Source organism: Rhizobacter sp. Root1221, from assembly GCF_001425785.1.
Classification (GTDB): Bacteria; Pseudomonadota; Gammaproteobacteria; order Burkholderiales; family Burkholderiaceae_C; genus Rhizobacter.
In genome coordinates, this window is the sequence record NZ_LMDI01000001.1 from 262,660 (window position 1) to 276,037 (window position 13,378).

Genomic DNA, 13,378 nt, shown 5'->3' on the forward strand with positions numbered 1-13,378 from the left:
GGACGGGAGAACAAGACTCATGAATCGCATCGGTTTTTATGTGGCCAGCGCCCTGGTGGCGCTGATGGTGGCATCGTCGTGCCTGTTCATCGTGGACCAGCGGCAGTTCGCCGTGATCTACGCGCTGGGTGAGTTCAAGGAAGTCATCAGCGAGCCGGGCCTGAAGTTCAAGCTGCCGCCGCCCGTGCAGAACGTGGTGTTCCTCGACCGCCGCGTGCAGACGCTCGACAGCCCCGAGACCCGGCCCATCTTCACCGCCGAGAAGAAGAGCCTGGTGGTGGATTGGCTGATCAAGTGGCGCCTGATCAACCCGAAGGAATTCATCCTGAGCAATGGCGCGGCCGACATGCGCAACTTCGAGAGCCGCCTGAGCCCCATCGTGCAGGCTGCGTTCAACGAAGAGGTGACCAAGCGCACGGTGCAAGCCATGCTGGCCACCGATCGCGAGCTGGTGATGCAGGGCGTGAAGAGCCGGTTGTCCGACGAAGCCAAGTCGTTCGGCATCGAGATCGTCGACGTGCGCATCAAGCGTGTCGACTTCTCCGCCAACATCACGACGGCCGTGTACCAGCGCATGGACTCGGAACGCAAGCGTGTGGCGGCCGAGGTGCGCGCTACCGGCCAGGCCGAGGGTGAACGCATCAAGGCCGACGCCGAACGCCAGCGCGACGTGATCCTGGCCGAAGCCTTCCGCGACGCCCAGAAGGTGATGGGCGATGGCGATGCCAAGGCCTCGGCGCTGTACGCCGACTCGTTCGGCCGCGACCCGCAGTTTGCCCAGTTCTACCGCCGCCTCGATGCCTACAAGGCCACGTTCCGCAGCAAGTCGGATGTGATGGTGATCGACCCCGACACCGACTTCTTCAGCGCCCTGCGAGGCGCCTCCGGCAGCCGCAAGTAAAGCCGCAGGCCCGATGGACGGTTCGCTGAGCGACCTGCTCATCGGCGCCTTCGCGCTGATGCTCGTGTTCGAAGGGCTCATGCCCTTCGTCAACCCGAAGCTGTGGCGCCGCATCTTCGAGATGGCGACCCGCCTGTCCGACGGCCAGATCCGCTTCCTCGGCCTGGGCAGCATGGTCGCCGGCATCCTCCTGCTGGCCCTTTGGCGCTAACCCCGAAGCAAGCGAAGCGAAGCGCCAGATCCAGCCACCCGCGAGGACCGGCTCCGCCGGCCGACCCGGGGTCGCCCCTCGGGGGCAGGAGCGAAAGCGACTGGGGGGCCGGCATCCACCCTGTACAATCTGTTTTTTAATCCCCCGGTCATTTCACATGTCGTCTGCTTGGCTGCTGCCCGAGCACATCGCTGACGTCCTGCCTTCCCAGGCGCGGCGCATCGAAGAACTCCGCCGCGATCTGCTGGACGGGGCGCGGGCTTATGGTTTCGAACTCGTGATGCCCCCGCTGCTGGAGCATCTGGATTCATTGTTGTCGGGCACGGGCAGTGCGCTCGACCTGAAGACCTTCAAGCTGGTCGATCAGCTCAGCGGCCGCACCCTCGGTGTCCGCGCCGACACCACGCCCCAGGTGGCGCGCATCGACGCCCACCTGCTGAACCGCCAGGGCGTGACGCGCCTGTGCTACTGCGGCCCGGTGCTCCACACGCGGCCTGAAGGCCTGCACGGCACCCGTGAGCCGCTGCAGTTCGGCGCCGAGATCTACGGCCATGCCGGCCTCGAGGCCGACCTGGAAGTCCAGGAAATCGCGCTGGATGCGCTGCAGCGCGCTGGCGTCAAGAAGCTCACGCTCGACCTGGGTGACGCCCGCATCGTGCGTGGCGCCCTGGCCGACGTGACACTCGACGCCACCACGCGCGACGCCGTCTACGCCGCGCTGGCCGCCAAGGATCAACCCGCACTCGACGCACTGACCACGGGTTTCCCGGCCGAGTCGCGCGCCGCGGTGCTGGCCCTGCTGCGCCTGTACGGTGGCGACGACGTGCTGGCCGCCGCCCGCCGCGAATTGCCGGCCCGCCCGCTCATCCAGGCCGCGCTGGACGACCTGCAATGGCTCACCCAGCACCTGCGCGCCGCCTACCCCGACGTGCGCATCGGCTTCGACCTGGCCGACCTGAGCGGCTACGCGTACTACAGCGGCGCCCGCTTCGCGATCTTCGCGGCCGGCTCCAGCGATGCGCTGGTGCGTGGCGGCCGCTACGACGAGGTTGGCGCCATCTTCGGCCGCAACCGGCCGGCGGTCGGATTCAGCACCGACCTCAAGCAACTGGTGGTGCTGGCGTCGGTGCACCCGCTGCGCCCGGCCATCCGCGCGCCGTGGGGCGAAGACGCCGCGCTGCGCCAGGCGATCCGCCAGCTCAGGGAGCAGGGCGAGTCCGTCGTCTGCGTGCTGCCGGGCCACGAACACGAAGGCCAGGAATTCGATTGCGACCGCGAACTGGTCGCCTCGAACGGTCAATGGCTCGTGCGCGCGCTCTGAGTCACCCTCTGAGCGCGCCACGGGTCCTCGCATTCCATTTCTCGAACCGGAATCAAAGTCATGCATCAAAAACGCAGCGGCCACAACGTGGTCGTGGTCGGCACCCAGTGGGGTGACGAAGGCAAGGGCAAGGTCGTCGACTGGCTGACCGACCACGCGCAGGCCGTCGTGCGCTTCCAGGGCGGTCACAACGCCGGCCATACGCTGGTCATCAAGGGCGTGAAGACCGCGCTGCAGCTGATCCCCTCGGGCATCATGCGCGACGGTGTCAACTGCTACATCGGCAACGGCGTGGTGGTCGATCCCACCCACCTGCTCGGCGAAATCGAACGCCTGGAGGCCATCGGCCTCGAAGTGCGCTCGCGCCTGTTCGTCAGCGAATCTTGCCCGCTGATCCTGCCGTTCCACGTGGCCGTCGACAAGGCCCGTGAGGCGCTCCGCGAAGACAGCGGCGCCGGCAAGATCGGCACCACGGGCAAGGGCATCGGCCCCGCCTACGAAGACAAGGTGGCCCGCCGCGCCCTGCGCGTGCAGGACCTGAAGCACCCCGAGCGTTTCGCCAGGAAGCTGCGCGAGTTGCTCGAGCTGCACAATTTCGCGCTGACTGGCTACCTGAAGTCCGAGGCGCTCGAGTTCCAGCCCATCTTCGACCACGCCATGAAGGTGGCCGAGCAGATCAAGCCCATGCTGGCCGACGTGGGCTACGCGCTGCACAACGCGCACAAGCAGGGCGCCAACATCCTGTTCGAGGGTGCACAGGGCACGTTGCTCGACATCGACCACGGCACATACCCGTACGTCACGTCCAGCAATTGCGTGGCCGGCAACGCCGCCGCCGGTGCCGGCGTGGGCCCGGACCTGCTGCACTACATCCTGGGCATCACGAAGGCGTACACCACGCGCGTGGGCAGCGGCCCGTTTCCCACGGAACTCGACTGGAACACGCCGGGCACCGTGGGTTACCACCTGTCCACCGTGGGCCAGGAACGGGGCACCGTGACCGGCCGCCCGCGCCGCTGCGGCTGGCTCGATGCCGCGCTGCTCAAGCGCTCGGTCATCATCAACGGCATCTCGGGCCTGTGCATCACCAAGCTCGACGTGCTGGACGGCCTGGACGAGATCAACGTGTGCGTGGGCTATGAGCTCAACGGCAAGCGCCTCGACATCCTGCCGCTCGATGCCGACGACATCGAGGCCTGCAAGCCCATCTACGAGGTGTACGCGGGCTGGACGGAAAAGACGTTCGGCATCACGTCGTGGGATGCGCTGCCGCTCAACGCGCGCCGCTACCTCGAGCGTGTGCAGGAGCTGATCGGCGCGCCGATCGACATGGTGAGCACCGGCCCCGACCGCGACCACACCATCCTGTTGCGCCATCCGTACCAGAGCTGAACCCCAAGGACCCCGCAGTATGCTCACCGACGACGGCAAACACCTCTACGTCTCCTGGGACGAATACCACATGCTGATCGAACGCCTGGCCCTCAAGGTCGACGCGTCCGGCTGGCAGTTCGACCAGATCCTGTGCCTGGCCCGCGGTGGCCTGCGCCCGGGCGATGTGCTTTCCCGGGTGTTCGACAAGCCGCTGGGCATCATGTCCACCAGCTCGTACCGCGCCGAGGCGGGCACCATCCAGGGCCGGCTCGACATGGCCAAGTACATCACCCTGCCCAAGGGCGAGCTGGCCGGCCGCGTGCTGCTGGTCGACGACCTGGCCGACTCGGGCGTGACGCTGCGGGCCGTGGTGGATCGCCTGCGGGGCATGCCCGCCATCTCCGAGCTGCGCTCGGCGGTGATCTGGACCAAGGGAGTGTCCACGTACACGCCGGACTACTACGTCGAACTGCTGCCCACCAGCCCGTGGATCCACCAGCCGTTCGAGGAATACGACGAACTCCGGCCCGACGGCCTGGCCAAGAAGTTTGCGATTTGAGCAAACGCAGAAATAATGAAGGCCCGCACTCTGCAGGCCTTCACGATGAACAACGAAGAGGGACCGGTCACGTTTCGCGCTGATCGCCTCGTTGGGCAGCCCCGAGACGGGCTGCTTCGTCCGCGGTCCGGCAGCCTGCCGGCCCGCTTGTGTTTCGTTTCACCCGTTCTGCAAGGCGCCTCGTCGCGGCCTTGTTTCGCCCGGCGCGCGTTCGCGCGCCGCTTCGCCCTCGGTGCGCGCGCATCGGGTTCGGTGCTTCTCCCTGGTCTTCACACGAACACGCCTGCGGCATTGCTGCGTCGTGCGCTCTTGTGTGCGCCTTTGTTGCCGCTCTTGTGTGACAAGGCCGCCGCACAAAGCAAAAAGCCCTGCGCTTTCGCGCAGGGCTTGCAATGCTTTGGTGCCCAGGAGAGGACTCGAACCTCCACGGTGTTACCCGCTAGTACCTGAAACTAGTGCGTCTACCAATTCCGCCACCTGGGCATTTCAGGAAGTCTTGGATTCTATCATCAAAAAATCTACCACGCAACAATCTTCTTCAACAATCGGCACGGAGCTGATGAATGAAGTCGAAGGCACGGTGCAAGGTCACCGCGACGGACATGGGTTCCTGGTCCGCGACGACCGCCAGCCCGACCTCTATCTTTCGCCGCAGGAGATGCGCGCGGTGCTTCACCGCGACCGCGTGAAGGCGCGCATCGTCCGCTACGACCGCAAGGGCAGGCCGGAGGGGCGGGTGGTCGAGATCATCGAGCGCCGCAAGTCGCCCATCATCGGCCGGCTGCTGCACGAAAGCGGCATCTGGCTCGTGGCACCCGAAGACAAGCGCTACGGCCAGGACATCATGGTGCCGAAGAACGCCATCGCGAACGCGACGGCAGGGCAGGTGGTGGCCATCGAGCTCACCGAACCGCCGTCGCTGTACTCGCAGCCCATGGGCCGCGTGACCGAGGTGCTGGGTGAGATCGACGACCCGGGCATGGAGATCGAGATCGCCGTGCGCAAGTACGAGGTGCCGCACCAGTTCTCGGCCGAGACGCTGTCGCAGGCCGCCGGCCTGCCCGACAAGATCCGCCCGGCCGACCGCAAGGACCGCATCGACCTCACCGACGTGCCGCTGGTCACCATCGACGGCGAAGACGCACGCGACTTCGACGACGCGGTGTACTGCGAACCCATCAAGACTGGGCGCGGCAAGTCGGCGTTCGAAGGCTGGCGCCTCGTGGTGGCCATCGCCGACGTGAGCCACTACGTGAAATCGGGTGAGCCCATCGACGAGGACGCGTACGAGCGGGCCACCTCGGTGTACTTCCCGCGCCGCGTGATCCCGATGCTGCCCGAGAAGCTCTCCAACGGCCTGTGTTCGCTCAACCCGAACGAGGACCGGCTGGCGATGGTGTGCGACATGCTCATCACGCAGGCGGGTGAGATCCAGGCCTACCAGTTCTTCCCGGCCGTGATCTGCTCGCACGCGCGGTTCACGTACACCGAGGTGGCGGCCATCCTGGGCAACACGCGGGGCCCCGAGGCCGCGCGCCGCAAGGACCTGGTGCCCGACCTGCTGAACCTGCACGAGGTGTACCGGGCCCTGCTGAAAGAGCGGGCGCGCCGCGGCGCGGTCGACTTCGAGACCACCGAGACCCAGATCGTCTGCGACGAAAACGGCCGCATCGAGAAGATCGTGCCGCGCACCCGCACCGAGGCCCACAAGCTGATCGAGGAAGCGATGCTGGCGGCGAACGTCTGCTCGGCCGACTTCATCGCCACCAGCAAGCACCCGTCGCTGTACCGGGTGCACGAGGGTCCCACGCCCGAGAAAAAGACGCTGCTGCAGAACTACCTGAAGGCACTCGGCCTGGGGCTGTCCATCGGCGACGACCCGAAACCCGGCGAGTACCAGGCCATTGCCGCGGCCACGAAGGACCGGGTCGACGCGCAGCAGATCCACACCATGCTGCTGCGGTCCATGCAGCAGGCCATCTACACCGGCACCAACAGCGGCCACTTCGGCCTCGCGTACGAGGCCTACACGCACTTCACGAGCCCCATCCGGCGCTACCCCGACCTGCTGGTGCACCGCGTGATCAAGGCGCTGCTCCACAGCAAGCGGTACAGCCTGCTGACCGGCGCGATCGAGACGCCGGCCAAGGCCAGGAAGGGCGCCGGCGCCGAGGCCGAACAATGGGAAGTGACGGGCGCGCACTGCAGCGCCAACGAACGCCGCGCCGACGAGGCCTCGCGTGACGTCGAGGCGTGGCTCAAGTGCCGTTTCATGCGCGAGCACCTCGGCGAGGAGTACGGGGGCACGGTCACGGCGGTGACCAGCTTCGGGCTCTTCGTGACACTCGACGCGCTGTACGTCGAGGGGCTGATCCACATCACCGAACTCGGCGGTGAGTACTACCGGTTCGACGAAGTGCGCCAGGAGCTGCGCGGCGATCGCTCCGGCGTGCGCTACACCGTGGGCGCACGCGTGCGGGTGCAGGTGATCCGCGTCGACCTCGATGGACGCAAGATCGACTTCCGCATGGTCAAGGAGGGTGAGGACACGACACCGGCCCCGCGTGCGCGCGGCCGCGAGAAAGGGGTGGAGAAGGCCGCCAGCGCGGCTGAAGAGCTGGCGAACGTCAAGGAGACCGATCGTGCCGTGAAGGCCGCCACGCGGGCCCGCAAGGCGTCCGTGGCGGGCCACCCGGTGAAGGCGGCGAAGTCGGCCGCCCGCAAGGGGGCACCCAGCAAGGCGCCACGCCGGCGCTGAGCCTCAACGGCGCGACAGGGCGTGCAGGGCCTCGACGAGGTCCGCCGCCCGCAACGGTGTCGTGAGGCACCGGTCGGCCGCCTCGCCGTGCTGCCACGTGCCGTGGCACGCGGGTGCCAGGGGTTCTCCGCCGGCCAGGGCCCAGAGGCCACCGATCCAGCCGGCCAGCACGTCGCCGGTGCCGGCCGTGGCGAGCGCGGCGTTGCCGGTGGGGTTGATGAACGGCGCCTCGCCCGGGGCGGCCACCACGCTGCCGGATCCTTTCAGCACCACCACGGCCTGGAACCGCCGGGCCAGCAGCCGGGCGGCTGCCAGGCGGTCGTGCTGCACGGTGGCCGTGTCCGTGCCGAGCAGCCGGGCGGCCTCGAGCGGGTGGGGCGTGAGCACCGTGCCGTGCCCGCGCGGGCCACGGGCCGCGAGGAGGGCCTGCAATGCGGTGTCGGCGGCGATGGTGTTGAGGGCGTCGGCGTCGAGCACCAGCCGTTCAGCCTGGCTGAGCAGGCGGGGCAGCGCCCGCAGGATGGCACTGCCGCCGCCGCAGCCGGCCACCACCGTGGCGTGGGCCGGCAGGTCGTGCTGGCGGGCGGCCGGCCGGAACATCAGTTCCGGGCGCACCAGGTCGTGGGTGAGGGCTGACGGGTCGAGCAAGTCCACGTGGACCCGCCCGGCGCCGGCAGCGTGGGCCGCTCGGGCCGCCAGCACCGCGGCACCGGTCATGCCGGGCCCGCCCCCCACCACCAGCACGTCGCCGAAGCTGCCTTTGTGCTGGGCATGCCGGCGGAGCCGCCCTTGGGGTGGTGCGGGGCGCCAGGCCGTGGGTGGTTCGGCGCCGGCTGGCACCTCCAGGTCGTCGAACCACACGTCACCCGCGTGATCGCGGCCTGCGCCGGTGAAAAGACCCGGCTTGAGCGTCAGCAGGCTCAGTGTGTGCGTGGCCTCGACGCACGCCGGGCCGAACGGCTGGCCGGTGTCGGCGTCGAGGCCGGACGGCAGGTCGATGGCCAGCACCGGGCACGGGGCGGCGTTCAGCCGGGCGATCAACGCGGCGAGTGCGCCGCCGGGTGCGCGGGTGCTGCCGACGCCCAGCACGGCGTCGATGGCCAGGTCGCCGGGGGCCAGGGGATGGGCGGGCAGCGAGACCGACACCCGCACGCCGGCGGCGAGGGCCCGCTGGTGTGCGATGCGGGCGTCGGCGGGCAGGTTGGCGGGGTCTGCGGCCAGCGTGACGCTCACGTCGAGGCCTTGGGCATGGAGGTGTACCGCGGCCTCCAGGCCGTCGCCACCGTTGTTGCCCGGCCCGCAGGCGATCCAGGCCCGATGGGCATGGGGCGCGATGGCCCGGGCCAGCCGGGCAACCGACTCGCCGGCCCTCGCCATGAGCGCAAACGGCGGGTGGGAGGCCTGGGCGGCCTGTTCGATGCGCCGCGTGGCCTCGCGCCCGAACAGCGGCACGCACTGCACCGGAGGCTGCAGGCGCGCCGGGCCGGTCATCGTGCCAGCCTCTCCAGGCCCAGCCCGTCGGTGTCGACCGCGGGCGGGCGGCCCCCGAGGGTGTCGGCGACCAGGCGCGCGGAACCGCACGCCATGGCCCAGCCGGCCCCGCCGTGGCCGAGGTTCAGCCACACCCCGGCGATGCCGCTCGTGCCGATCACCGGCGGGCCGTCGGGCAGCATGGGCCGGGCCCCGCTCCAGCGTTGCGCCTGGCTCAGGCGCGCCGCGCCGGGGAACCAGTCGTCGAGCACCTTGTAGAGGCGAGCGAGTTCGTCCTGCTGGCGGCCTTTCGCGGCATGACCCATCCGGGTGCCGCCGGACACCCGCAACCGCGAGCCCAGCCGGTTGATCACGACCCGGTGGCGGTGGTCGGTCACGGCCGAGCGGGGGCCGATGTCGGGGTGGGCCTCGTGGTGGCGGATGGGGGTGGTGACGGACTGGCCGAATACCGCGGCCATCGGCAGCTTCAGGCCGTGCGGGGCCAGCAGGGCGTTCGAGCCGAGCGCCGCGCAGACGATCACGGCGTCGAAGGTCTCGTCGATGGGTTCGTTCATGGGCACCGTGGGCTGGAATGCCGGCACGGCCGGGGTGTCGCCATGGGAGGTCAGCCTGCTCGTGGTTTCCTCGTGGGACGAGTGCACGACCGTCAGGCGCGGGCGTTTGCCGGGCTCGATGGCCTGCACCGTGGCGTGGAAGCGGAACTCCGCGCCCAGCCGCTCGGCCTCGGCGCGCAGCAGCAGCGCGAACTGCCGGCAGTTGCCCACCTCGTCACCGGGCAGGTGGATGCCGCCGTGCAGGGGTGTTTCGGTGTTCAGGCCCGGCTCGACGGCATGGCACTGCGCGGTGTCGAGCGTGTCGAAGCGGATGCCCTGTTCGGCCAGCAGGGCAAGGGCGGGCTGCACCTGCTCCTGCTCCTTGCGGGTGCGCAGCAGCACGAGGTGGCCGTCGCTGCGTTCGTAGTCGAGTTGCAGGTTGGCCGCCAGGCCGTGCAGGCGTTCCCGGCTGTACGCCGCCAGCCGCTGCATGCGCAGCTGGTTCGTGCGGTGCGCCGCGGGCTGCCCGGCACGCCACCAGCGCCACATCCAGCCCCAGGCGCTGGGTGGCATGCGCCATGGGTTGTGGCGGTCGAACAGGCTGCGCAGCAGTTGGCCGGCGGCCCCCGGCCCCGCCCAGGGGCCCACGGCGCCCGGCGACGCGAGCCCCGCCTGGGCGAAGCTGGCCTCCACGGCCACGCTGCCGCGGCGCTCGAACACGACGACCTCGTGGCCGTCGGCCGCCAGTTCATAGGCGGTGGTGACCCCGATCACCCCCGCGCCGATCACGGCGACCCGCATCAGGCGGCCCCTCCGGCAGACAGGGTGTCGGCGATGGCACGCGAGACGTCGAGCACGGTGTCGTCGGCGAGCGCCGGCGCCCACACCATCAGGCCCACGGGCAGTTCGTCCGGGGCATGGCAGGGCAGCGACAGCGCGCAGCCGTCGAGGAAGTTCACGACCGACGGGTTGCGCAGCAGCAGCGCGTTGGCGGCAAAAAAGGCCTCGTCGGTGGACAGCGCCGCGATGGCCGGTGCCACGACGGGCACCGTGGGCGACAGCATCGCGTCGAACGCCTGGAGTTTTGTGCCCACGCGGCTGATCCAGTCGCGGCGGGCGGCGATCAGGTCGAGGTGGTCGGCCGCGGAGATGGTCTCGCCGCGGCGGATGCGGGAGACCACCCGCGGGTCGTACTGGTTTTCGGCCCGGGCCAGCAGCGGACGGTGCCAGGCCCATGCCTCGGCGGCCGGGAAGCCGCCCATTGCGTTGAGCGCGCGCAGTTCCGCGAGTTCGGCCAGCGCGATCTCGTCGACGCGCGCCCCGGCCGCGCGAAGCCGCTCGAGCGTGCGCGTGAACGCAGCGGCCACGGTGGTGTCGAGCCCGTCGAGCATCGTGGTGGCCGGCACCGCCAGGCGCAACGACGCCACCGGGCGGCCGGCCAGGCGCACGGTGCGGCCCGCCAGCACCTCGTGCAGCAGCACGGCGTCGCGCACGGAGCGGGTGATGGCGCAGGCCGTGTCAAGGGTAGGGGACAGCGGCACCGTGCCATCGGTGGGGGTGAGCCGGGCGGTGTTCTTGAATCCCACGAGGCCCTGCAGCGCGGCGGGGATGCGGATGGACCCGCCGGTGTCGGAGCCGAGGGCCGCCCAGGCCGCGCCGGTGGCTACCGATACGGCCCCGCCCGACGTGGAGCCACCCGGGATGCGCGGTTCGGCGTCGAGGCGTGCCGTGGCCGGGTTGGCCGGCGTGCCGTGGTGCGGGTTCATGCCCACGCCCGAAAACGCGAACTCGGTCATGTGGGTGTGGCCGGTCAGGGCCGCGCCGGCGCGGCGCAGGCGGGCCACGGCGGGGCAGTCGGCCGTGGCGGGGGCGCGGCCGCGCAATGCGAGCGAGGCCGCCGTGGTGGCGAAACCCGCCACGTCGAACAGGGCCTTGATGCTGACGGCGAGCCCGGCGAGCGGCGGCAGCGGGATGCCGGCGCGGTGTTGCAGGTCGATGGCGGCGGCGGTGGCTTCGGCGTGACCGGTGAAGCGCTGGAGGTAGGTGTGGGTGTTGGGGGCGGCATCGGCCGCCAGGGTGCTGCGGGCCAGGGCACCCGTGGCGCTTTCGCGGCCGAGGAGGATGGCTTCGCGCGCAGCGCTCAGGTCATGGGTCATGGAGAAAGGGTCGAAGGCCGTGCTACACTCTACGGGTTTATCTGAGGGCGCCCATGTCGGGGGTCCCGGTGAAACCGCAATCCTGCGAAATCGCGAATCCGGTTGTTGAAAGGTGTTGAATGCACCCTGCCAGGCGGTTGTTTCAAACGAAACGCTGCTGAAACAGAGGCTTTCAATTCAAGCCGGATTCTAGAACCAACCTTTGGAGTTCACATGTCTGTCACCATGCGTGAAATGCTGGAAGCCGGCGTCCATTTCGGCCACCAAACCCGCTTCTGGAACCCGAAGATGGCCCCGTACATCTACGGCCATCGCAACAAGATCCACATCATCAACCTCGAGAAGACGCAGCCGCTCTTCAACGACGCGATGAAGTTCATCCGCCAGCTGGCAGCTCGCCGCGGCACCATCCTCATGATCGGCACGAAGCGCCAGGCCCGCGAAGTGATCGCGGCCGAAGCCCAGCGCGCCGGCATGCCCTACGTCGACCAGCGCTGGCTCGGCGGCATGCTGACCAACTTCAAGACGGTCAAGGGCTCGCTGAAGAAGCTGAAGGACATGCAGGCCCAGATCGAAGCCGGCACGGAAATCCGCATCAAGAAGGAAGCCCTGCTGTTCCAGCGCGACCTGGCCAAGCTCGAGAAAGACATCGGCGGCATCCAGCACATGAATGCGCTGCCTGATGCCATGTTCGTGATCGACGTCGGCTACCACAAGATCGCCGTGCTCGAAGCCAAGAAGCTGGGCATCCCCGTGATCGGCGTGGTCGACTCCAACCACTCGCCGGACGGCATCGACTACGTGATCCCGGGCAACGACGACTCGTCGAAGGCCGTGGCCCTGTACGCGAAGGCTGTTGCCGACGCCGTGCTCGAAGGCAAGGCCAACGCGACGAACGAGGTCGTGCAAGCCGTGTCCGCCGGTGGCGACGAGTTCGTGGAAGTCAACGAAACGGCCTGAGGCCTCCGGCCCCGGTTCGCCTGAAAGGGCGGGCATGAAAAGGGGCTCTTCAGCCCCTTTTTTTCAACCTCACACATGATTCACTGGCACGCGCCCCCGGGTGTGTGTGCCAAACCTCACGGAGATTCACGATGACCGCAATCACTGCAAGCATGGTCGCCGAGCTGCGCGCCAAGACCGATGCGCCGATGATGGAGTGCAAGAAGGCACTGACCGAAGCCGCTGGCGACATGGAAAAAGCCGAGGAACTGCTGCGCGTCAAGCTCGGCACGAAGGCCGGCAAGGCCGCTTCCCGCGTCACGGCCGAAGGCGTTGTTGCCGCGTCGGTGGACGGCACCGTGGGCGCCCTCGTCGAAGTGAACTGCGAAACCGACTTCGTGTCCAAGAACGACGACTTCCTGGCGTTCTCGAAGGCCGTCGCCGAACTGATCGCCAAGAACAACCCGGCCGACGTGGCCGCCGTGGGCGCGCTGCCGCTGTCGCAAGCCACCTTCGGCCCCACCGTCGAAGACGTGCGCAAGGGCCTCATCGGCAAGATCGGCGAAAACATGTCGATCCGCCGCTTCAAGCGCTACGCGGATGGCGGCCAGCTGGCCAGCTACCTGCACGGCACCCGCATCGGCGTGCTCGTCGAGTTCAACGGTGACGCCACGGCCGCCAAGGACGTCGCGATGCACATCGCCGCCATGAAGCCCGTCTCGCTGACGTCCGCCGACGTGCCGGCCGACCTGATCGAGAAGGAACGTTCGGTTGCCACGGCAAAGGCCGTGGAATCCGGCAAGCCGGCCGACATCGCCTCGAAGATGGTCGAAGGTTCGGTCCAGAAGTACCTGAAGGAAGTCAGCCTGTACAACCAGGTCTTCGTGAAGGCCGCCGACGGCAAGGCCACGGTCGAGCAGCACCTGAAGGGCGTCAAGACCGAAGTCAAGGCGTTCACGCTGTACGTCGTGGGCGAAGGCATCGAGAAGAAGGTCGACGACTTCGCGGCCGAAGTGGCTGCGCAAGTGGCGGCCGCCAAGGGCGCCTGACCTCCCGGTGACCCACGCGGGCAGGGGGCTTGCATGCCCCTTGTCCGATCCAGACGGATAGACTTCGACGCGGCACCACCCACGTG

General features: G+C 68.8%; 11 protein-coding genes and 1 tRNA gene. 8 read left to right on the top strand and 4 right to left on the bottom strand.

All coding sequences use genetic code 11. The annotated features are described in order from the left end of the window. Positions 1-19 precede the first annotated feature (19 nt). The 5 genes from hflC to ASC87_RS01060 all read left to right on the top strand — a co-directional run bounded on the left by hflC (position 20) and on the right by ASC87_RS01060 (position 4,366). A complete protein-coding gene (gene hflC / locus ASC87_RS01040) occupies positions 20-901 on the top strand; it encodes a protease modulator HflC (RefSeq protein WP_056655226.1) in 882 nt (293 codons plus the stop codon). 13 nt (positions 902-914) lie between these two features. Beyond that, positions 915-1,112 (top strand): DUF2065 domain-containing protein, encoded by a 198-nt coding sequence (locus ASC87_RS01045; protein WP_200954275.1) that lies wholly within the window; start codon positions 915-917, stop codon positions 1,110-1,112. 157 nt (positions 1,113-1,269) lie between these two features. Continuing rightward, on the top strand, positions 1,270-2,433 hold the full coding sequence (locus tag ASC87_RS01050) for an ATP phosphoribosyltransferase regulatory subunit (protein ID WP_056655230.1): 1,164 nt from the start codon (positions 1,270-1,272) through the stop codon (positions 2,431-2,433). Positions 2,434-2,493: 60 nt separating this feature from the next. Further along, a complete protein-coding gene (locus ASC87_RS01055; protein WP_056655233.1) occupies positions 2,494-3,825 on the top strand; it encodes an adenylosuccinate synthase in 1,332 nt (443 codons plus the stop codon). Between the two features lie 19 nt (positions 3,826-3,844). Then, positions 3,845-4,366, top strand: coding sequence for a phosphoribosyltransferase (locus tag ASC87_RS01060; protein ID WP_056655237.1), 522 nt, complete (start codon positions 3,845-3,847; stop codon positions 4,364-4,366). Positions 4,367-4,764: 398 nt separating this feature from the next. Here ASC87_RS01060 and ASC87_RS01065 read toward each other — a convergent pair. After that, positions 4,765-4,849 (bottom strand) — tRNA-Leu (locus ASC87_RS01065). 25 nt (positions 4,850-4,874) lie between these two features. Here ASC87_RS01065 and rnr point away from each other — a divergent pair. Next, positions 4,875-7,124 carry a ribonuclease R gene (gene rnr, locus ASC87_RS01070; RefSeq protein WP_235582009.1) on the top strand — a complete coding sequence of 750 codons (2,250 nt, stop codon included), beginning with the start codon at positions 4,875-4,877 and terminating at the stop codon, positions 7,122-7,124. Positions 7,125-7,127: 3 nt separating this feature from the next. Here the strand turns inward: rnr and ASC87_RS01075 are convergent, their stop codons facing one another. From ASC87_RS01075 to ASC87_RS01085, 3 genes are read right to left on the bottom strand one after another with little or no spacing between them, the layout of a single operon-like run. Further along, positions 7,128-8,615 carry a bifunctional ADP-dependent NAD(P)H-hydrate dehydratase/NAD(P)H-hydrate epimerase gene (locus ASC87_RS01075; RefSeq protein WP_056655244.1) on the bottom strand — a complete coding sequence of 496 codons (1,488 nt, stop codon included), beginning with the start codon at positions 8,613-8,615 and terminating at the stop codon, positions 7,128-7,130. Beyond that, a complete protein-coding gene (locus ASC87_RS01080; RefSeq protein WP_056655247.1) occupies positions 8,612-9,949 on the bottom strand; it encodes an FAD-dependent oxidoreductase in 1,338 nt (445 codons plus the stop codon). Before ASC87_RS01080 ends, ASC87_RS01075 begins: the two co-directional genes overlap by 4 nt. Then, positions 9,949-11,304 (bottom strand): amidase, encoded by a 1,356-nt coding sequence (locus ASC87_RS01085; RefSeq protein ID WP_056655252.1) that lies wholly within the window; start codon positions 11,302-11,304, stop codon positions 9,949-9,951. The genes ASC87_RS01080 and ASC87_RS01085 overlap by 1 nt, the downstream gene beginning before the upstream one ends. 213 nt (positions 11,305-11,517) lie before the next feature. On the opposite strand from ASC87_RS01085, the gene rpsB reads away from it, so the two are divergent. Together rpsB and tsf are read left to right on the top strand one after the other, a co-directional pair. Continuing rightward, complete coding sequence (rpsB, locus tag ASC87_RS01090) at positions 11,518-12,264, top strand: 30S ribosomal protein S2 (protein ID WP_056655255.1); 747 nt, start codon at positions 11,518-11,520, stop codon at positions 12,262-12,264. A 131-nt stretch (positions 12,265-12,395) separates the two neighbouring features. Next, complete coding sequence (gene tsf, locus ASC87_RS01095; protein ID WP_056655258.1) at positions 12,396-13,292, top strand: translation elongation factor Ts; 897 nt, start codon at positions 12,396-12,398, stop codon at positions 13,290-13,292. Positions 13,293-13,378: the final 86 nt, after the last annotated feature.